At 37.0% G+C, this 20399-nt stretch carries 18 protein-coding genes; all 18 read right to left on the reverse strand.

All coding sequences use genetic code 11. From position 1 onward, the window contains the following. Positions 1-108 precede the first annotated feature (108 nt). Positions 109-1551, reverse strand: a complete 1443-nt coding sequence (locus tag MTF67_RS03045) for a capsule assembly Wzi family protein (RefSeq protein WP_039036332.1) — start codon at positions 1549-1551, stop codon at positions 109-111. A gap of 541 nt (positions 1552-2092) precedes the next feature. Next, on the reverse strand, positions 2093-3013 hold the full coding sequence (galU, locus tag MTF67_RS03050; protein WP_248518665.1) for a UTP--glucose-1-phosphate uridylyltransferase GalU: 921 nt from the start codon (positions 3011-3013) through the stop codon (positions 2093-2095). Between the two features lie 285 nt (positions 3014-3298). Next, positions 3299-4255, reverse strand: a complete 957-nt coding sequence (locus MTF67_RS03055; protein WP_248518666.1) for a DHHA1 domain-containing protein — start codon at positions 4253-4255, stop codon at positions 3299-3301. Between the two features lie 52 nt (positions 4256-4307). After that, complete coding sequence (gene cysC / locus MTF67_RS03060; protein WP_248518667.1) at positions 4308-4910, reverse strand: adenylyl-sulfate kinase; 603 nt, start codon at positions 4908-4910, stop codon at positions 4308-4310. Between the two features lie 372 nt (positions 4911-5282). Next, entirely contained in the window at positions 5283-7010 is a 1728-nt protein-coding gene (locus MTF67_RS03065) for an SLC13 family permease (protein WP_248518668.1), read from the reverse strand. Positions 7011-7138: 128 nt separating this feature from the next. Beyond that, positions 7139-8437 carry an oligosaccharide flippase family protein gene (locus MTF67_RS03070; protein ID WP_248518669.1) on the reverse strand — a complete coding sequence of 433 codons (1299 nt, stop codon included), beginning with the start codon at positions 8435-8437 and terminating at the stop codon, positions 7139-7141. A gap of 43 nt (positions 8438-8480) precedes the next feature. Next, a complete protein-coding gene (locus tag MTF67_RS03075; RefSeq protein ID WP_248518670.1) occupies positions 8481-9878 on the reverse strand; it encodes an undecaprenyl-phosphate glucose phosphotransferase in 1398 nt (465 codons plus the stop codon). Positions 9879-10087: 209 nt separating this feature from the next. Beyond that, entirely contained in the window at positions 10088-10939 is an 852-nt protein-coding gene (gene rfbD / locus MTF67_RS03080; RefSeq protein ID WP_248518671.1) for a dTDP-4-dehydrorhamnose reductase, read from the reverse strand. 2 nt (positions 10940-10941) lie between these two features. Beyond that, positions 10942-11475: a dTDP-4-dehydrorhamnose 3,5-epimerase gene (gene rfbC / locus MTF67_RS03085; RefSeq protein WP_248518672.1), complete on the reverse strand. Its 534-nt coding sequence runs from the start codon at positions 11473-11475 to the stop codon at positions 10942-10944. 2 nt (positions 11476-11477) lie between these two features. Beyond that, entirely contained in the window at positions 11478-12344 is an 867-nt protein-coding gene (gene rfbA, locus MTF67_RS03090; RefSeq protein WP_039036322.1) for a glucose-1-phosphate thymidylyltransferase RfbA, read from the reverse strand. Positions 12345-12357: 13 nt separating this feature from the next. After that, on the reverse strand, positions 12358-13431 hold the full coding sequence (gene rfbB, locus MTF67_RS03095) for a dTDP-glucose 4,6-dehydratase (protein ID WP_248518673.1): 1074 nt from the start codon (positions 13429-13431) through the stop codon (positions 12358-12360). A gap of 17 nt (positions 13432-13448) precedes the next feature. Then, a complete protein-coding gene (locus tag MTF67_RS03100; RefSeq protein ID WP_248518674.1) occupies positions 13449-14552 on the reverse strand; it encodes a DUF1972 domain-containing protein in 1104 nt (367 codons plus the stop codon). After that, a complete protein-coding gene (locus MTF67_RS03105) occupies positions 14545-15531 on the reverse strand; it encodes a sulfotransferase (RefSeq protein ID WP_248518675.1) in 987 nt (328 codons plus the stop codon). Before MTF67_RS03105 ends, MTF67_RS03100 begins: the two co-directional genes overlap by 8 nt. Continuing rightward, positions 15531-16433: an NAD-dependent epimerase/dehydratase family protein gene (locus MTF67_RS03110; protein ID WP_248518676.1), complete on the reverse strand. Its 903-nt coding sequence runs from the start codon at positions 16431-16433 to the stop codon at positions 15531-15533. Before MTF67_RS03110 ends, MTF67_RS03105 begins: the two co-directional genes overlap by 1 nt. Then, positions 16430-17638 (reverse strand): glycosyltransferase, encoded by a 1209-nt coding sequence (locus tag MTF67_RS03115; protein ID WP_248518677.1) that lies wholly within the window; start codon positions 17636-17638, stop codon positions 16430-16432. Before MTF67_RS03115 ends, MTF67_RS03110 begins: the two co-directional genes overlap by 4 nt. Then, positions 17635-18849: an O-antigen ligase family protein gene (locus MTF67_RS03120; RefSeq protein ID WP_039036317.1), complete on the reverse strand. Its 1215-nt coding sequence runs from the start codon at positions 18847-18849 to the stop codon at positions 17635-17637. Before MTF67_RS03120 ends, MTF67_RS03115 begins: the two co-directional genes overlap by 4 nt. Next, positions 18846-19748 (reverse strand): glycosyltransferase family A protein, encoded by a 903-nt coding sequence (locus MTF67_RS03125; RefSeq protein WP_248518678.1) that lies wholly within the window; start codon positions 19746-19748, stop codon positions 18846-18848. Before MTF67_RS03125 ends, MTF67_RS03120 begins: the two co-directional genes overlap by 4 nt. Further along, positions 19738-20397: a sulfotransferase family 2 domain-containing protein gene (locus tag MTF67_RS03130; protein ID WP_158649130.1), complete on the reverse strand. Its 660-nt coding sequence runs from the start codon at positions 20395-20397 to the stop codon at positions 19738-19740. The genes MTF67_RS03125 and MTF67_RS03130 overlap by 11 nt, the downstream gene beginning before the upstream one ends. Positions 20398-20399: the final 2 nt, after the last annotated feature.

A 20399-nucleotide genomic window follows, 5' to 3' on the forward strand; every position in this document is an offset into this window, starting at 1 on the left:
TAATTAATATTTTACAAAATTATTTTATCAAAGTTACTTATATTCAACTATTGGTGTGTTTAAATAAAAAATATTACGATAATCTATAAGACCAATGACATTTAATTATTACCATCCGTAAAACGCACCGAGCCTAAAAAAGCTATCGTCAAATACGGTTTTACCTGTATAAAGCTCAATACCCCAGTAACCATTTTTTAGTTGCTGGGTATAGCGAGTTTCGAGCTCAAAACCTATTGAATAAGGACCAGCAGCCTCACCGATTTTACCATTAGAGTCCATTTCTGTCTCAATGCGTCTAAATGTAGTATCAATATTTTGTGATGAGCTATATTGCCAAACCCAATTAATCGATTGACTTTCTGCGCTTGGGTAGTGTTGAAAGTATCGTTGTTCTCCTCCCCAATGCCCTAATGCCTGTTTATCAATAGTATTACCTTGTGAATACAGCTTTGACCAGTACCACTCTGTTTGCCAACGGCTATTTTCAAGCCTTAAACTATTATTTTCACTTAAATAAGGTAAGTACAAACCAAAGTTATAACTATTATTACGAGTCCCTCCAAGCGTGTCTTCAAGGCCCACATCGCCGTAAAAGCTAAACGGCTGATTAAACCAAGCCGCTTTGTAATCAAAACTGAGTGACGCTAATTGGTCACCTACCTCATAATTAGGGCCAAATTTTTGGGTTTCTTCCGCATTTACATTATCGTTACCGCCAGGTAAAAAAAACGCCTTTGCAAAATCTTTTAAACCTACAGAGCGATCACCACCACCAAACTGTAATAACCTGTTTGCACCTAGCGTTAAACCATCAAAGGGCGAAAAGCTCAAATGTACACCGGCTAAGTGGGGTTTACCTGGCACCTTTAAACCTAACTCTTTACCGGAGTTTATAGCGGGATCTGTTTTCATTTTCATGTAAAACAAATCATAACGAATATCAAAGTCAGTAATTGGTTTAACATTACTAATACTTATAGACGGAAGCGTTTTGGCATTAGTACTTATAATCATCGCGCTATCGTAAAACGGAGAGTACCAATGCTCGCGGTAACCTATATCAACCTGTGCATATTCGTAACCAAAATAAAAAAAGCTTTGGGTAGGTATTAGGTTATCTTCGTTAGCAATACCGGCAACACTTACACCAAAATGCTTGCCAAAATTTGCAAAGCCACCCGCTTCTAACTTTAAATAGGTATCAACCTTTTGGCCGCGCTGATTAGGTATAGACTTAGGCTCATTACCATAAGCGACAGTCGCTTTAGCATAAGTCATCGCATCGGTTTGCTTGTATAATGCAAGCTCGTTAAATAGCTTTTGGTAAAGGCTTGGATAACTATGCTCTACCGATTTTAAAACTCTAAGCACTTCGCTGGTTTTATAGGGTTTACTCATCATGTGAGCGTTTTCCCCAACAACAAGGAGCTTCTCAACCAATTGCTCTAATTGCGGGTTTTGTTTTAGAGGTAAGTAAGGCGATACCCCACTAGCTAAAACCTGAGAACTAAACATTATTCCAATTAATACGGGTAATTTTTTGAGCATTTTTTTTCCATTTATTTTTTATGTTCTAGGTTATGCCCACATAATAAAAAATCGCTGGTGAGTTAACAACAACGATCTGTATTAATTTACTATCTCGGTTATATATAGTACTTAATTGATTACAACATACTAAATAACTCTTTGCGTGAGCAAGCTTCACGCCTACAAAGAGATAATTTAAAAATTAACTTTCGCCAAGCGCACCGGAGTCTGTTTTTTGTAGGCGCCTTGCTTGCTGGCGCGTTTAATTACAAATAGTCACATTAATAATCTTTTGCGTGAGCAAGCTTCACGCCTACGCGGAAAAAACTCTAAAAATTAATTACCACCGAGAACACCGAAGCGCTACGCGCTACACTGAGAAAAACGTAATACAATATATTTGTTTAAAATGACTTCCCTGCACTGCTCCTTGTCTTCTCTGTGGTGATGATAATGTTTTATTTACTTAATCAATCAAATACAAAGCTTGCCTAAAAAACAAAAAAACCGTGTTTAAACTAAACACGGTTTTATGATACTAAATAAGCTAAATTGTTTATTACAAGTTAACCACATTGTTTAGTGTTGGTGCATTTTCACCATTAACCAATGTATTTAAATGCTGTGCAAACTCCTTACCCAGCTTTTCATCACGCATACCGTATTCAACAATCGCCTTTAAATAACCAAGCTTATCGCCACAGTCGTGCGCGCGGCCACTCATGTGGAATGCCTCTACCGTTTCTTGTGCCATTAACGCATCAATAGAGTCGGTTAACTGTATTTCACCGCCCGCCCCTACAGGTGTTTTAGCAAGTAGCGGCCAAATATTTTTACTTAATACATAACGGCCAACAACAGCAAGGTTTGAAGGCGCAACATCAACATCTGGCTTTTCAACCATAGTTTTAATTTTAGCGCTTTCGCCAGCAGCCAATTGCACACCATTAATGTCGGCAATACCGTATTTACTTACGTCATCCATAGCAACAGGTTCAAGCATTATTTGGCTTGCTGCAGTTTCATTAAAACGAGCGATCATAGCGGCTAGGTTTTCTGTTTTTTGGTTTGCTGTGTATGCATCTAGTATTACATCGGGTAGTACAACAACAAAATCGTCATTACCCACAATAGGCTTTGCACACAATATAGCGTGGCCTAAGCCTTTAGCCTCACCTTGGCGAACGTGCATAATGGTCACGTCGCTAGGGCAAATAGAGCGCACTTCTTCAAGCAATGTGCGTTTAACGCGTTTTTCAAGCGTTGCTTCAAGTTCGTAGCTGGTATCAAAGTGGTTTTCTATCGCATTTTTAGAGCTATGTGTTACTAATACAATCTCTTTAATGCCAGCAGCAACACACTCGTTCACAATGTATTGAATAAGTGGCTTATCAACTATAGGTAGCATTTCTTTTGGAATAGCTTTAGTCATAGGTAGCATACGTGTGCCCAAGCCGGCAACAGGGATAACTGCTTTCATAGGTAGTCCTTTATTTAAAATAATAATTTATATGTTGATCTTAACTTAGCAATTTAAAAGTAGATACAACCTGAATATATTTAATAATGTGCTTTATCACACAATATATAAGTTTAGGGCTTTGTAAAAAATGCTTATTTCGACTGGCAAGAGTGCTTGCTGGCGTTAGAGTCGAAGCTTATCAAGGCTTTTATAAAGCAATTAATAATGTAAAAGTGCAGCTTTTAAACGCCAACATGCTGTGCGTCTGCAATTAAACTTTACATCGTTTAGCTCTTTGCCCAACTATTCGTAATACCCTACAAGCTCTTCAATAAAGCTTTTAACTTGCGCTTTAGGTAACTCATTAATGCCAGCAGCGGCAGCTCGCCCACCACCGGTGGCAAATTTACTGCAAATATCAACAGCACCTTGCTTATTGGTAAGGGGCGCTCTAACGCTTACAAGGTAACTACCTTTATTATTAAACGTCAATACTGCATGGGCTTTATTTGGTGATTGATTAGCAAGGTCATTACCTAAAACCCCACTTACACGCCGAGCCCAAGCCGCATCTTCTAATAAAATAACTTTAGCTGTATCACAATCATGCATAACAGTAGCATTTGCTGCCTTTTGCATATCGGCTTTATAAGCTTGCTCGAGGGTGTAATAAACTGAGTTTTTATCGTTAATTGCATCAAAAGGCGACTTAAACTGCAAAAGAAGCTCAAATAAATCGGCAGGAGCAAAATGTAAATCAGCTACTTCACTGCCGTAGCCATTGTAATTAATGTATGTGCCAAATGCTTTTAACTGTGACTTTTGAAGTTCAGTTAACCCTAGCTTATCAGCCTCATTATCGGCCTTAGCAAATAAATTATCGCCGTAGGCAGCTGTAATAGCCCATAAATGAAATTGCTTATCTATTAAATCGCTAACAATCAGACTAGTACACATGTTTGCATCTAAATCTATGTGAGCAAATAAATTGGCATGGGTTGGAATATCACCTGCCTTATGGTGATCTACATACATAACCTTAGCGCCAGCACTTAAGGCATCGTGCAATGCGTCCATGTTTTTTTCCATCGACACATCAAGCACGCGAATACAATCGCCTTGGCGCGGAGTCACATTTTTTAGCAGCTGAATATCTCGTTTCACACCCGTTATTTTTACTGTATCTGTAGGGTTCGCAAGCTGTAACTGTAATAAAGCAATAATGCCATCGGCATCACCATTAAAAATATCGTATTTCATAAAGTTCTCTAGTAAAAACTAATTAATAATTGACTTGGTATGCTTATTATATTTAGCTAATTATTTGTTTTTGTTGTAGGTATTTAACTATCTGCATCACGCTTTGTTCAATACTTTGATCTGCTGTTTTTATATGTAATTCTGGTGACTCTGGTATATCAAATGCAGAACTAATACCTGTAAAGTTTGGTATTTCGCCAGCACGCGCTTTTTTATATAGCCCTTTTGGGTCACGGCTCTCACATACCTCAATAGGTGTATCTATAAAAACTTCTATAAACTCCCCTTCAGCCATTATGGCACGAGCTTGATCCCTGTCGGCTTTAAAAGGTGATATAAACGCAGTAGACACAATAAGCCCTGCATCTACAAATAATTTAGCAACCTCACTTATACGGCGAATATTTTCAACGCGGTCTTCATCACTAAAAGTTAGCCCTTTGTTCAGCCCCATACGCACGTTATCGCCATCAAGCAAATAGGTGTGACAGCCTAGCTCAAACAATTTGGCCTCTACTGCGTTAGCAATGGTTGATTTACCCGATCCACTTAAACCGGTATACCAAAGTAATACAGGTTTATGACCTTTGTGTTGCTGTTTTTGCTCTCGCGACACGGTTTGGTCGTGCCATACTATATTTTCGTCTTGATTCATTAATTTGCCTTTATTCTAAACTTGTTATAATTTTATCTAGCTCGCAGCAGACCAACAGTGTCACAGAGATGAGCTTTACGCTATGTATTGTGCTTTCAAAGTGACTTCCCTGCCTTCTTCCTTTGCTTCTATGTGATGATAATAATGTATTATTAACTTTACCATCCAGATACAAAAACTAGCCTATAAAATAATTTTACCATCGATAAAACCGCAGCCAGCCTTTGTAGGCGCTTTGCTTGCTGGCGCGTTTAATTTATACAAAATCACATTAATAATCTTTTGCGTGAGCAAGCTTCACGCCTACGTTAAAATGATTGCAAAAATTTAATTAACTCACCCTAAAATTACGTTTATTTTTCGCACTAATTATTAAAATGGAAAAAAAACAGGCACAAGCGTTATAACCACCACACTGTATGCAACAGAAATAGGTAAACCAAATTTAATAAAGTCTGCTAATTTATAATTGCCAGCGTTGTAAACCATTAAATTTGTTTGGTACCCATAAGGGCTAATAAAGCTACCACTTGCAGCAAAAGCCACAGCAAGTACAAAAGGTAAATAACTCACGCCAAGGCCTTGTGCAATACTAAACGCGATAGGAAATGTGAGAGCTGCAGCTGCATTGTTTGTAATTACCTCGGTAAGCACTAAGGTAAGAACAAACACACCAATAAACGCAATGTAAACACTTTGCCCTGTAAGTAAATACTCTACCTTGCTGGCAATAAGCGCTGAAACCCCTGTGTTATCTAATGCTGTTGCAAGAGTAAGTGCACTCATTACTATTAGCCATAGCTCTAGTGGAAAGCGACGTTTTATTTCGTTAATAGATAAACATTTACTACCTACAAGTAATGCCAAATAAAATACAAAGCACTTAAATAAGCTAATATCAAAAATAAGTGAGCTGCCAATAGTCGCTAAAAAGCCCCACAAAACTATTCGCTCTTTTGTGCCACTTAACATATTTTCGGCTTTTACACCGCTTAATATAAAAAAGTTTTTAGTGAGGTTTGTACGCTTTGCAAAATCAGGCCCAACAGCAAGCACTAAAAAGTCACCGCTTTGTATTGTTATTTCACCTAACTTACCAGAAAGCTTTTCACCCTCACGCCTTAACGCAACAACTGCAGCATCAAAACGCGCCCTAAAGCCTGCTGTTTTGAGTGTTTTACCTACAATAGCGGCACCAGGTTTAATAACAACTTCAGTTAAATTATCGCGTAATAGGCCATCTTGCTCAGCAAATAAAGTTAAGCCTTCAAATTGCTGTAAAATGAGTATCTTAGTAACATCGCCCGAAAAAATAAGCTTATCACCCTCACGAATCATTTGGCTGGGTGCTACGGGCGATATAAGCCGATTATCGCGCACTATTTCTACTAAAAAAAGTGACTCTAAATTACGTAAGCCATTTTGTTCTACCGTTTTACCTATTAGTGGTGAATGTTCAGTTACTTTGGCATCTACAAAGTAATCACTCATTACTGCGGTATTATTTAATGTGCCTTTTAACCTATTAATTGTTAAAGCCATAACAATAAAGCACACAATAACAGCAGCTAAACCAATGGGTAAAAAGTCAAAAAATGCAAAACCTACCTCTCCACGCTCAATCAGCATAGAGTTAACAATTAAATTAGTAGAAGTACCAATAAGAGTGAGCGTACCGCCCAAAATAGCAGCGTACGAAAGCGGAAGTAATAATTTAGTAGCAGGAATTAGTTTATTATTTTTTACGGGGCTTATCAGGGTGGCAACCACTGCCGTATTATTTAAAAAGCCCGATGCAATAACTGTTGCAAACAATGTTTTTAAATACGATTTAAGTACTGAGCCATTAAATAAAATAGTGGCAATTTTACGTAACAGGCTTGTGCGTTCAAATGCGAATGCGCACACAACCAAAAGCAATAACGTTATTAACCCGGGGTTAACCGCATTATTTAATAACTGCTCTGTAGAGACAAGTGAAAGCGCAAAACAAGCAAGGCTGGCTGCAGCAAATACGCGCTCTGGCACTTTTTGAAATTTAATTAAACCAACAATGGTTATAATAAATATAACCACTATTAACCATTGTGCTAAAACCACTTATTCTTCCTTAAACTCAATTTACTAACTCGTAGCCCTTAGCTCGCAGCTTTTATCTCGTAACCCGTGGCTCGTGGCTCGTGGCTCGTGGCTCGTGGCTCGTGGCTCGTGGCTCGTGGCTCGCCAAATCATATCTTCTGCCAAAACTTGAGTGTATTAAAACCTAATCGTTTTTTTACAAAGTACACAGCCAATAAGTTTTGTAAACTTATAAAAAACGCAGTTGCTACCGCAGCCCCCATTGCGCCATATAAACTTGTAAATAGTGGTACGCTCAGTAATACACCACAGCCGCTAATTATAGTTACAAAGCGCATATCACGTTCGTTTCCGCTCATCATTAGTAAAAAACCAACAGAGCCTGTTATTACATTTACGGCTTGGCCTAACACCAGTATTTGTAAAATAACTGCGCCTTGCTTAAATTGCTCACCAAATAACCCCATTAAAAATTCAGGTAACAACAACATAAACAATACAATAGGCAAGGCGCTTAATACTAATAAACGCACACTAAACAATGCCGTTTTTCGTATTCCATCCATATTATTAGCAGCTTTAAACGCGGCAAACTTAGGCGCAACCACTAAATTAACCGCCATTAAAATAAAAGTTGTAAGCATTGCTATACGTTGAGCAACACTAAAATAAGCAACCTGTTCAGCCACTAAATACACACCTATAATAATAGGGGCGCACCACTGCACTGCCTGATTCATAATGACGATTATCCAGTTAGGGCGGGCACTATTCCAGAGCTCATGTGGGCTAACAGTATTACCAGCTGAATTTAAGCTTTTTAAAGCAATCCAATAAAAAAAGCTTGCTGTAACACCTAAACTTAAACTTAAATACAATGCGGTAGTATCTGCTGCAGAGGTATTAAATGATAAAACAGCAGCACCACACAGTAAAAAGTGCGCAATGTTTTGACACGGAATACTCGCTATTAAGTTATGCCGCCCCTGCAAGCTCATTGCTATAATTGTTACAGCACTTAACCCAATAATAGCAGGCGCAATAAACGCAAGGCTATTAGCCATTTCCGGCTTGTTAAATACATTATTTGCAATCAGCGGTGATAAAAAATAAAGAATTACAGCAATAGCACTTGCTACCGGCAAGCTGTATTTTAAAGCAAAACTCAGGATACTGTTTACCGTAGCTCCATTGTTTGCATTAGCACCAGTAAACCTAAGTACTGTGTTATCAAACCCCAAGCGGGCAAAGGCCGACAGTAGCATAGCAACGGCAAAACTTAAAAAAAAGTAGCCTGATTGTTCAGCCCCTAACTGCCTTGCAATTATTAAATTAAATACAAAGGCCATACCTGCACCAAAAACGCGTATAAAAAGTGCAATAGCGGCGTTTATTGCCGTGTGGCGGTGCTCGGCGTCATTTAATATAGCTTTTATTTTGCTAAGCATTTACTTCTCATTTTCTTTTGCCCGCAGCCCGCAGCCCGCAGCATTAATACGCATTTTTGTTTATAAAGCCTTTAAAAATAGTCAAAAATACTATTTTTAAATCTAAAACGAGTGACCAATTTTGAATGTATTCTAGGTCGAACTCTATGCGCTTTTCCATTTTATCTAATGTGTCGGTTTCGCCCCGCCAGCCGTTAATTTGTGCCCAGCCAGTAATGCCAGGCTTTACTTTGTGGCGTAGCATATAGCCGTCAACCAAACTACGGTATTGCTCGTTATGTGCAACTGCATGGGGGCGAGGGCCTACAATCGACATTTGGCCTTGTAGTACATTTAAAAATTGTGGGAGTTCATCAAGGCTGGTTTTACGTATAAACTGCCCTATGGGCGTGAAGCGCTTATCGTTTTTTATGGCTTGGGTAACTTTAGCACCGTCTTCCATGACGTTCATTGAACGGAACTTCCATACTTTAATAGGTTTACCATCAATACCGTATCGGTTTTGTTTAAAAAACACGGGGCCTTTTGATGTAACCTTAACTGCAAGTGCTAGCCCTATTAATACTGGTGAAATTAAAACAAGTATAAAAATAGAAAGTATTACATCCTCAATACGCTTAATTATGGCGTTACTGCCATCTATGGGGGAATCGTAAATACTTATGGTAGGTATACCCATAATGGTATCACTACGTGAATGTAATAATTGATAGGTAAATACATCGGGCACTATGTAAACACTCGCGGTACTGTCTGCTAATTGTTTAACTAACCACTTACGGCGCTCATATGCTTGTGGTGGTAGTACAATATAAACGCGATCTATTCCACCGCTTTTGCAATCAGCAACAAGTTGCTCTAAATCACCCAGAGTTTGTGCAGCAACCACTTTTTGGCTAGGTGTTTCGTCGTCGTAATAACCACTAAAAACCAAGCCAAAACTGGCATGTTCAATAATATTATTTGCCAGCTTTTGCCCTAGCACACCAGCACCTACAATAACTACATTACGGGTGTTGTAGCCTTGTGCTCTAAGCAGCCTTAGTATAAAGCGCAAGAAAATACGATATGAGCTCAGTAATACACAAGCAAAAACAAACCATACAAACTGAAGCCCTGTAGGGTTTAAATACTCTGGCGCTATAAAATTAACACTTAAAAACAGTACTGCGGCGCTTATAAACCAGTGTGAAATTGTTTTTTTAAGTTCTTTGTAAAGTGATAGCCCACGCCACGATATATAAAGCTTGTCGAGCTCGCTAGTAAAGTGAAACAAAAAAACAGCCAGCAAAGCAGCCGTTGTGTGCTGCAATAACCAAGGAGTATTATGTAGGCATGTACTAACCCATAAGGTACCCACTATTATTACTATGTCGAGCACTCGCTGGATAAATGCAACAATAGTTGCATTACTTTGCAAAATTCCTTTATGCATATGCATAATCTTCTCTATTATTGTTGTTATAAATGCAACTTTATAATAACGTAACAAACTAAAAATAACACCATAGAAAAAACACTAACAATTAGATAAAAATGTGTTGTTAATGGCTTAATTCTTGTTGTGTCGTAAATGTTTAATTATGAATAACCGTTCACATTGCTATTGCACTTTAAAGTGTAGTTCGCTTACAAAAACCACATTAATTATCAAATTATATTTTTTAATGCTGTTCGCCAATCTGAAAAACTAACATGTGGGGATGTGTCTTTCATTACTGAATATTTAGGCCTTTTTGCCGGAGTTGGGTATTCTGATGTTGTTAACTTTTTAAGTAGTGGCTTATTTACAATTACCTTTTTAGTTTTAGCTTCATCAAAAATAGCATTGGCGAACTCATACCAGCTAACTTGCTCGTCACCGCAAAAGTGGTAAATACCAAAAACTGTTTTAGCATTATTTTTAATTAATGTTATAAAATTAAAAATACACTGCGCTAAATCACCTGCGTAGGTAGGGCAACCTACTTGGTCTGCCACTATACCAAGTTCATCTCGCTCTGCGCCTAACCTAAGCATGGTTTTTACAAAGTTATTTCCGTATTCACTAAATACCCAAGCAGTTCTGATAATCACATGCTTAGACGTAATTGCTTTTATACTGTTTTCACCGCCTAACTTTGTTTGACCATATACACTTTGTGGATTGGTAGGGCAACTCGGTATGTATGGGGTTATTGCAGTACCATCAAAAACATAATCAGTAGATACATGAATAATAGGTATATCTAGCTTTGCAGCAGCGTATGCTAAATTTTCAGACCCCGTTAAATTAATAGCACCTGCAGCTGCAGGGTTACTTTCTGCTTTATCTACAGCTGTATAGGCTGCTGCATTTATAATAAAATCGGGCTTTAGTTTTTCACATAACGCCATTACATTTGCTTGGTCTGTAATGTCGAGCTCAGCACGTGTTAAAGCAATGAGCTCAATACCTTCAGGTGCTCTATCCTGAATACAACGCCCTAACTGACCATTGGCACCGGTTAGCAATACTTTCATGTTTATAAATCCTTTAACAACCCTGCAAGTTCATCCTTAGCTGATAAAGAGGGCTCAAAATCAAATGGCCAGTCAATAGCAATGTCAGGGTCGTCCCACTTTATAGCACCCTCATCATTGGGGTCGTAAAAGTCAGTGCATTTATACTCAAAGTCGGCAGTATCACTTAAAACAACAAAACCATGAGCAAAGCCAGGTGGAACCCAAAATTGGCGTTTATTATCACCCGATAATAAAACACCTTCCCACTTACCAAAAGTCGGTGACCCTTTGCGTATATCTACTGCAACATCAAAAACCTCACCAGTTACAACACGCACTAACTTACCTTGCGGCTTTGTTTTTTGAAAATGCAGGCCACGCAAAACTCCCTTACTAGAACGGCTATGATTATCTTGAACAAAAGTAAGGTTTTCACCAATAACAGCTTGGTATTTTTTAGCCTGAAACGTCTCTAAAAAAAAGCCACGTTCATCGCCAAATACTTTTGGTTCAATAATTTTAATTTCAGGAATACTTGTATCAATAATTTTCATTTTTAATCTTCAGATAAACGAGCCAAATACTGCCCGTATTCGTTTTTCATCATTGGTTTAGCTATTTCAAGTAACTGTTGGGTAGTTAACCAACCGTTGCGCCACGCTATCTCTTCTAAACAGGCCACTTTTAACCCTTGTACATGCTCTATAGTTTGTACAAACGATGACGCCTCATGCAAGCTTTCGTGTGTACCCGTATCGAGCCATGCGAATCCGCGTCCAAGCAACTCAACATTAAGAGTACCATCAGCTAAATACATTTCATTTAACGTTGTTATTTCAAGCTCGCCCCTATGAGATGGCTTAACTTGTTTAGCTAATTCAACTACTCTATTGTCGTAAAAGTAAAGGCCTGTCACTGCGTAATTCGACTTTGGCTTTTCAGGCTTTTCTTCTATGGAAATAGCTTTCATGTTTTCGTCGAATTCTACTACGCCAAAACGCTCAGGATCTTTTACTTGGTATCCAAATACAGTAGCACCCGTTTCACGGCTTGCTGCACTTTTAAGCGTTTTACTAAATGACTGGCCATAGTAAATATTGTCGCCAAGCACTAAACACACGCTATCATCGCCAATAAAATCTTCGCCAATAATAAAGGCTTGTGCTAACCCATCTGGCGATGGCTGTACAGCATAACTTAAGCTAACACCGTAATCGCTTCCATCACCTAATAAGCGCTTAAAGCTTTCGTTATCTTCAGGTGTTGTGATTATTAATATATCGCGTATACCTGCTAACATTAGTGTAGATATTGGATAATAAACCATTGGCTTATCGTAAACGGGTAGTAACTGTTTTGATACACCACGGGTAAGCGGGTAAAGGCGAGTGCCTGAGCCGCCTGCTAATATAATTCCTTTCATAATACTCTCCTTACTATGCTTTTATTTCGCCAAGGCGTTCACGTTGGTATGAACCATCCTGTACATTTTTACACCATTGCTGATTAACTAAATACCATTCAATTGTTTTGCGTAACCCAGTCTCAAATGTTTCTACTGGCGTCCAGTTAAGCTCTTCACTCATCTTTGATGAATCAATAGCGTAGCGACGATCGTGACCAGGGCGGTCGGTTACATATGTAATTTGCTCTGCATACTTTGTATTTTTTGGCACTAAGGTGTCTAAAATTTCGCAAATAGTTTGCACTACTTCTAAATTTTGCTTTTCGTTATGGCCACCTATGTTGTAAGTTTCGCCAACTTTACCTTCGGTTACTACCTTATATAAAGCGCGAGCGTGATCTTCTACATATAGCCAATCACGAATTTGATCGCCTTTGCCGTATATAGGTAGTTCTTTTCCATCAAGGGCATTAAGTATCACAAGCGGTATTAACTTTTCAGGAAAGTGGTAAGGACCATAATTATTTGAGCAATTAGTAACAATGGTTGGAAAACCATATGTGCGTAACCAAGCGCGTACTAAATGATCGCTCGATGCTTTACTCGCAGAGTAAGGGCTACTTGGTGCATAAGATGTTTGCTCAGTAAATAAAGGAAGCTCACCGTGCTGCTCATCAGGGTGCGGAAGATCACCATAAACTTCATCAGTAGAAATATGGTGGAATCTGAAGTCTGCTTTAGACTCATTATTTAATGTATTCCAATAATCACGGGCCGCTTCTAGTAAATTATAAGTGCCAACAATATTAGTTTGAATAAAATCGCTAGGCCCTGTAATCGAACGGTCAACATGGCTTTCTGCAGCTAAGTGCATAACGGCATCGGGTTTGTGTGATTTAAAAACACGGTCGAGCTCTTTACGGTTACAAATATCAACCTGCTCAAATGTATAACGTTCACTGCTATCTACAGTTTTTAAAGATTCTAAGTTACCTGCGTAGGTTAATTTATCTAAATTGACTACTGAATCTTGTGTGTTCTCTATAATATGGCGAACAACTGCAGAGCCTATAAAGCCGGCACCACCAGTAACTAAAATTTTCATAAAAATAATTTATCCATTTATTTTAAATATTTTGTAAGCAAAGTTTCATACTGAGTTAAAATATCACCCCACTGAAACTTTGTAGTAAATTGATCTTTAGCAGCAGCACTTTTTTGCTTAACAAAATCATCATTTAAATAATCTTTATCTAAAAACTCACTTAAATGTGCTTTATTTTCAAAATAAAAAGCGCCATTACCGGCAACCCAGCGATTAAACTTGTTATCGTGTGCTATTACTGCGCAACCAGCAGCTAAACCTTCAACCAGTGATGGGTTAGTACCACCAACTTGGTGGCCATGCACATAAAAGCGTGCATAAAAACGCAGTGCTGCCACTTTTTCGGCTTCGTAAATAGCACCAGGAAATACCACGTCATTACTTGCAGCAGCAAGAACTTGTTGATGATATGGGTTTGAATCTAAAAACTTACCTAACACCACTAATTTATGGCTACGCGGTTTAGCCGAAAACGCCTCTACTACTTCTAAAATAGAGTTTTCAGGCTCTGGCCTAGCAATCACTATTGCATACTCGTTTTTAACTAACCCGTAATCAGCTAACACAGCTTCGTTAGCCATACTTACATCAGGGCCGCCGTATGGAATCATAGTAATTTTTTTTCGCGCTACACGAGTCGCTAAGTGATCCTCTATTTTTGGGTGATCTGCTACCAAATGGTTTCCAAACCAGCAACCAAAACGTTCGTTTAACCAAAACCACGTTTTTGCAACAAAGCCCCATTTTTGGCGTTTCCATTCAATGCCGTCCATATTAATTACATTAGTAATTCCATATAGACGCTGAATAATATTAAAACACGCAGTATTGTAGCCCAGTGTTAAATGCAAGCCCTTATTTTTGCGCGCATGCCATACCGATTTTAAGTCAAAAATAATAGTGCCTAATGGCCCTTCATTTTTTACAGGTATATGAATACGCTTAACACCTTGCCATTGGCTTTCGTACATTTCACCTTCACCGTCTTCTTGACAGTACACAGTGACCTGCCAGCCATTTTTAAATAAAAAAGGGCATAAATATTCAGCAAAGGTTTCAAAGCCTCCATGACCAGCAGGAACACCACGTATACCTAAAACAACTAATTCTTTATTACTCATAGCCTAGTAACTTCATAATCCGGTTAAATTCTTCACTAATTTCAATAGGTAAAACTATTGGACTTTTTTTCTTCGGTGATTTTAAAACTTCACTACAATAATCATTAAAGTTAGTATCAGGTGATAAATCACAAAACTTCAAAATCTCATCTCTAAAACTACTGTCAGTAACAAATTGCTCATATTTTACAGCATAAACATCGCTATTTTGTGATAACGAAAGACCTTGCTTCATAGTTAAAATCCACTCAACCGCAGCCATAGCAACATGATCAGTGTAATTTTTTATCGTACCGTAATTATCCTTTAGCTCAGGGTCTTGCAATAAAACTTGATCGCACAGAGCTATCCATTTTCTATTATTTACTCCCCACCAGTCATGCGTATTTCCATTGTCAGCAACCCCTAAACGCTCCGACCAATGTTTTATAGAATGGCAAGTATCCCACCCATTTCTAAATAGAAATAAAAATTTAGCGTCAGGAAAAATCTCTTTAACAAACGGCACTCTAAAAATAAGTTCAGGGTACTTATCCACCACTCTATTACTCAATGTAAACCTTAAATAACTTCCAAAAATTTTATGGGCGTTTACTTTTAAAGTATTATTAGCGTCTTGCTCAGTTAAAAAGTAGCGGCCAACCTTATTTTGATAGCTGCCAATTAAGTCTTCATCGTTATAAAGGTGGCTCCATAATGCTTTCGGCTCATTTAAAAACCCCACATCTTTATGAATCCCTAAAGTGACACCTAAAATAGTCGTTCCGCTCCTACCTGTACCTAAAATAAAAACGGGCTTTTCAACCTTTTTCGCAAAGGGTAAAAGTTCTTGCAAACGGTATAAAGCAAAAACAAGTGGATTTATCCATCTACCTTTTGTTGTTAAGGGTCTGCCTTCGTAGAGTAAATAAGACAAATATCGTGTAAATGTTTTTAACTTAGTGCGCTTAGTAAAGCGACTATCAACCTGTGCAACCATTATAAATTAACCATCCAATTAAACTGCTTTTGAATACCTGCTTCAATAGTTGTCGTAGGTTTCCAGTTAAGCTTCTTTCTTGCTAACGTTGAATCAAGAATAATCTCATCAATATCAAAATCACGTTTTGGTAAAAAATTACATTCAAAGCGATGTAACGTAATATCTTCAATACACTTTTTTATATTACTTACACTGTAGCCAGCATCGTAGCTAATATTGTATATTCCAGTTACACCTTGTATTACAGATTTATAAATAGCTTCTATTAAATCATCTATGTATATGTAGTCTCTAATAGCATTGCCATTATCAAACAAAATAATTGGCTGCTTTTTAATAGCTTTGTCTAATAAAGTAGCAATAAGCCCTTGGGAGCCTTTATTATACTGCCTTGGGCCAAAAGGGTTAGAGGGCCGTATTATTGTTAAGTCTATTTTTAATTGTGTACACAATATGCTTAGGTAGTTTTCAACAGCTACTTTTGTTGCTCCATAGACAGAAACGGGTTTTAGCTCTGTTTTTTCGCTCACAGGCAAATGTAGTGGGTTTCCATAAACAGTCCCGCCGGAAGAAATATAAACAAGTTTCTTCACATTTTTTCGTGCCATGGCTTGCACTAAAAAAATAGTGGGTAATAAATTAGCCTCAATATCAAACCTGGGATCGGCAGCGGCAATAGCGGGAGTTGAAGAACTTACAGAATGAATAACACAATCATGACCAATAAGTGCAGCTTCTAATGCTTCTTTATTATTAAAGTCACCAACATAACTTTTAACATCAGGGTTATATAAATACTCTTTCCTTGCAAATGATGCCGCATATCCTGTTTTTTGTTTTAATAAATCAGTAAGATGAGAACCAATAAATCCATTTGCACCTAAAACTAGGCATTTCACTTTATTACACTCCGGTAGTTTTCCATAATATCTTGGTAAAAAACATTATCATTAAAATGACTCTCCACATACTCCCTTGCAGCTAGTCCCATTTCCTTACAAGCAGTTTTATCATTCCATAGCTGCTGCATTTTATTTGCTAAGTCAGTTATATCATCAGGCTCAAAAAGTAGTCCCCTATCACTTCCTACTAATTCGGGGATCCCGCCCCTGCGCGAGCCAACAACCGGCTTCCCATAAGCAAAAGCCTGAAATATAACGTAAGGAAAGTTTTCGTGCCATAAAGAAGGCACAACGACAAAGCGAGCATTACTTAATACTGTATTTAAAGCCTCTCCCCACATAGGTCCTAAAAATTCTATATTTACACTGTGTTGCTGCTTTGCTAAATGCTGTAACTCTTGTAACTGCGGGCCGTCACCTATTATTTTTATAGGTAAGTTAACCTCAGCAGCTGCCTTTACTATTCTGTCTACGCCTTTCTCGTCAATAATACGGCCAAAATAAAGAGCGTAATCACCAGTGTAATTAGGTGTATATTCTTCAGGCTTAAATGGGTTTTTTAGCACGCCATAATTTATATTTTTATTAGCCCAAAACTCCTTGGTTTTGTTGAGCATAAACTCACTAGCAAATAAATACTTGTCTACTAAATTGTCGTATACTTTTTTGTGCTCATGTACATAAGCTTCAATAGCCGATGCAGCACTGAACGATAAAGACCCTTTACAGCATCGTTTTTTTATAGCGTTATAAAACTTGCCGCCCTTGCATAACTCACAATTTTTTTTGCCATCATAAATTTTATAATTTGGGCAAATATGTTTGTAATCGTTACACGACATTACAACTGGAATATTACGCTCTTTTGCTGCTTCTAAAATAGATGGAGTAAGGTGTACATGAATAGCAAAGGCATGAACAATATCTGGTTTAAAGTCGTCTAAAAGCTTCGCAAATGCCTTTTTTTTATCTTTTGAGTAAAACGTGCTTGGTAACGCTTTTAGCTTATCTAAAAGCCCGCCACTATAATTTGGCGCGGGCACAAAGTGCGCAACATCCCCTGTGTTAATGTTATTTTCATCAGCAGTTGAAAAGAAAGCGACCTCGTGACCATACTTTTTCAGTACACGTGCCACTTCGAAGTAAAAAACTTCTGCCCCACCAGTTAGATGGTGGAATTTATGAACTAATAAGATCTTCATATTTTATTTTTACTTAAATTAAAGAACAAAGTTAAAAACATTAAAATACCAATAGAAAACCCTGCTAAAAACAGGGAGTTGTAACATAAACAAATTAATAATGTAGGTTCTACATAAGAATTATTGATCCTACCTTTTACCCAAACTCGCTTTAAAATCAGGATAAAGCCAACTAATCCAACCGCTCCATATTGTGTCAATATTGATAACCAGTTATTATCTTGAAAAACACCTAAAGGTATTGAAAACCCGGCATAATACATAATTTTGTTATGCTCGCTCGACTCTGAAAAAGCTAAACCTAATCCCCAACTACCAGCACCACTACCTAAAATAGGACTTTCAAGAAACTTTAAAATAGAAGCATATATATAGGCCCCACGCCCAACATCAAGAACAGTAGTGTAATATTGCTGAGAAAAAACCTCTTTTATTGATTTAGGAAGATACTCCGTATCAATAAAAAACAAAGGTAGTATAATCAAAGGCGCAATTAGAATAATTAATAATTTATAATCCTTTCGACTCAAATAGAAAGTAAATAAAACCATAAAAACAAAAGCACTACGTGACTCAGATATCAAAATCAGGAAAAAGCAAGAAGATAGGACTAGAACGTTTTTAAAATTGGTATCAAATACCTTATATTTACTAAAAATAATAAAGCAGAACAATGAAAAATAGCCCAATGTATTTTTTGATATAAAACTCCCGAAAACTCCTCCACCAATAAGATTTTCTCTATAGTAGTCATGGGCATTAATAAAGGCTATTTGTATAATTAGTGACTTTAATCCAAGAATATTAAAAAACTGCAAAATAGAAAATATAAGCTGGAAAAGAAACATTACAAATAAAAGCTTGGAGCATTTTATAAAATCCACATGCCTACAAAAGACCAAAAGATAAGTGCAGAAAAGAAAATATTTACCCTCGTAAAGAACAGTTTTCACGCTATCAAATAAATTAAAACCATATCCCAAAGATAATAAAATACAAAAAGAAATATAAAATAAGACCCAAAAATAAAAATAATCCAATTTAAAGTTAAAATTAGATAAGTAACCTGAAACACCTATAAGGAAAAGACTAACTATATAGAACGTGACCAAAAGCGAAAATTGAGGATAAATAACAGAAATTAGTGGCTCAAATGAAAAAAGAAATACTCCAAAAGAAAACGTTAATTCGGGTTTAAAAAGCGTTTTCATTTCAAAACTCTTTTAATTTTAAATTTTAGAAATAGTTCTACGAGCTCTTTTTTAATAAAAAACTTAAATCTCAGAGATTTGCCCCCCCCAACACGCATTAACAAACTAAAAAATGAGATTAAACTCACATTTTTACTCAGCTCTTTATTCCTAAGAATTTTAAATGACTCCCAATCACTTTGCTCAAGACTGATGCCTGTGTTTTTCATTGCATTTTCTATTATTTGACAAGCATTATTTTGCATATCCTCTCTTCTAGTTGAGCTAACACTCGAATTATGCATTCTGTAGTACATCAACTTTTCTTTTAAGTTTGTAATGCGAAAGTCATTGTCTAAAAGCCTATGCCAGAGCCCAAAATCTTCACAGTATAACTGAGCCTCATCATAATATAAAAATGGCCTAATTTTATCAGAAACTTTAATCATGACACTCGGGTGTAAAACGGGCACTCTAACAAAGCTTTTAGCTTTCACAGCTAGAGGTGCAACTGGAAATGAGATAGAACCAACCCTCTTACCTGAACTGTCAATAAGAAAAGCATTACAACCCAAAACATCTATGTTTTCATGAGAGTTCATATAGTTAATTTGCATTTCAAGCTTACTAGGAGCGAGAATATCATCATGATCCATCCTAACAAGGTATTTGGCACGAGATAAAGAAATCCCTAAATTTAAAGTAGCGATAAGGCCTTCATTGTCTTTATTTATGACTTGAATTCTAGCATCAGTATTTTTAAGTTGCTCTAGTATTAATTTGGTCTTATCTGTAGAACCATCGTTAATTACTAACAAATTAAAGTTACTATAAGTCTGATTTAAAATACTCTCTATAGATTCAATAATGTAAGCTTCACCATTGTAAACAGGTAATATAATATCAATACTATCTTTCATAACCGAACAACTCAAAGTCCTCTTTATAGTAATCATAAAGCTTTTCTTTATTTTTATTAGTCAAAACTTCATTTCTATTCACACTTCGGTTCACTTTTGTAAAATCACCTGAAAATGATATCGATATCATATTTTTCAGAGTGGTAATGTCATCATCTATTTTTTCGAATCTGCCAACAAAATCCATTTCAACTTTTCCATTTACAGTTAAAAAATGACTCTGGGGAACAAAGTGTATCCAATTTCTTATCTCTTTCTTCGCAAAGAAGTCATCAATAAATTGATTTATTGAAACGAAGCTGGCTTGATGCTCAAGATAAAAAGTTTTATCAAATGTATTTCCTCCACCAGCACTCAAATAATTATATGCTGAAACGAATCTAGTGTAAGGGTTCCGAACGAATGTGAATTTAAAATACTCATTATACTTTTGATTATCTAGAAATTTATAGTCCGCTGCATAAAAGTGCCCTACTTGTTTTCCAAAGAATATGTCTTTAGAAATTGATGAACCTGCAGCCTTTGGTATATGAACAAATATAGCTTTTCTTTCATCAACCTCACGAAGAAATGGAGTCCTCAACCCCCTTTTCACATCTAACCAAAGAATTAATTTTTGTGGCAAGACGTTACGATATATTTTTTTCAAGA

This window comes from Pseudoalteromonas sp. 2CM32C (assembly GCF_023161925.1).
Lineage (GTDB): Bacteria > Pseudomonadota > Gammaproteobacteria > Enterobacterales > Alteromonadaceae > Pseudoalteromonas > Pseudoalteromonas marina.

Bases quoted from the DNA above. Each gene is read 5' to 3' on its own strand.
- MTF67_RS03045 (WP_039036332.1), bottom strand. From the start codon at position 1,551: ATGCTCAAAAAATTACCCGTATTAATTGGAATAATGTTTAGTTCTCAG.
- galU (WP_248518665.1), bottom strand. From the start codon at position 3,013: ATGAAAGCAGTTATCCCTGTTGCCGGCTTGGGCACACGTATGCTACCT.
- MTF67_RS03055 (WP_248518666.1), bottom strand. From the start codon at position 4,255: ATGAAATACGATATTTTTAATGGTGATGCCGATGGCATTATTGCTTTA.
- cysC (WP_248518667.1), bottom strand. From the start codon at position 4,910: ATGAATCAAGACGAAAATATAGTATGGCACGACCAAACCGTGTCGCGA.
- MTF67_RS03070 (WP_248518669.1), bottom strand. From the start codon at position 8,437: ATGCTTAGCAAAATAAAAGCTATATTAAATGACGCCGAGCACCGCCAC.
- MTF67_RS03075 (WP_248518670.1), bottom strand. From the start codon at position 9,878: ATGCATATGCATAAAGGAATTTTGCAAAGTAATGCAACTATTGTTGCA.
- rfbD (WP_248518671.1), bottom strand. From the start codon at position 10,939: ATGAAAGTATTGCTAACCGGTGCCAATGGTCAGTTAGGGCGTTGTATT.
- rfbC (WP_248518672.1), bottom strand. From the start codon at position 11,475: ATGAAAATTATTGATACAAGTATTCCTGAAATTAAAATTATTGAACCA.
- rfbA (WP_039036322.1), bottom strand. From the start codon at position 12,344: ATGAAAGGAATTATATTAGCAGGCGGCTCAGGCACTCGCCTTTACCCG.
- rfbB (WP_248518673.1), bottom strand. From the start codon at position 13,431: ATGAAAATTTTAGTTACTGGTGGTGCCGGCTTTATAGGCTCTGCAGTT.
- MTF67_RS03100 (WP_248518674.1), bottom strand. From the start codon at position 14,552: ATGAGTAATAAAGAATTAGTTGTTTTAGGTATACGTGGTGTTCCTGCT.
- MTF67_RS03105 (WP_248518675.1), bottom strand. From the start codon at position 15,531: ATGGTTGCACAGGTTGATAGTCGCTTTACTAAGCGCACTAAGTTAAAA.
- MTF67_RS03115 (WP_248518677.1), bottom strand. From the start codon at position 17,638: ATGAAGATCTTATTAGTTCATAAATTCCACCATCTAACTGGTGGGGCA.
- MTF67_RS03120 (WP_039036317.1), bottom strand. From the start codon at position 18,849: ATGAAAACGCTTTTTAAACCCGAATTAACGTTTTCTTTTGGAGTATTT.
- MTF67_RS03125 (WP_248518678.1), bottom strand. From the start codon at position 19,748: ATGAAAGATAGTATTGATATTATATTACCTGTTTACAATGGTGAAGCT.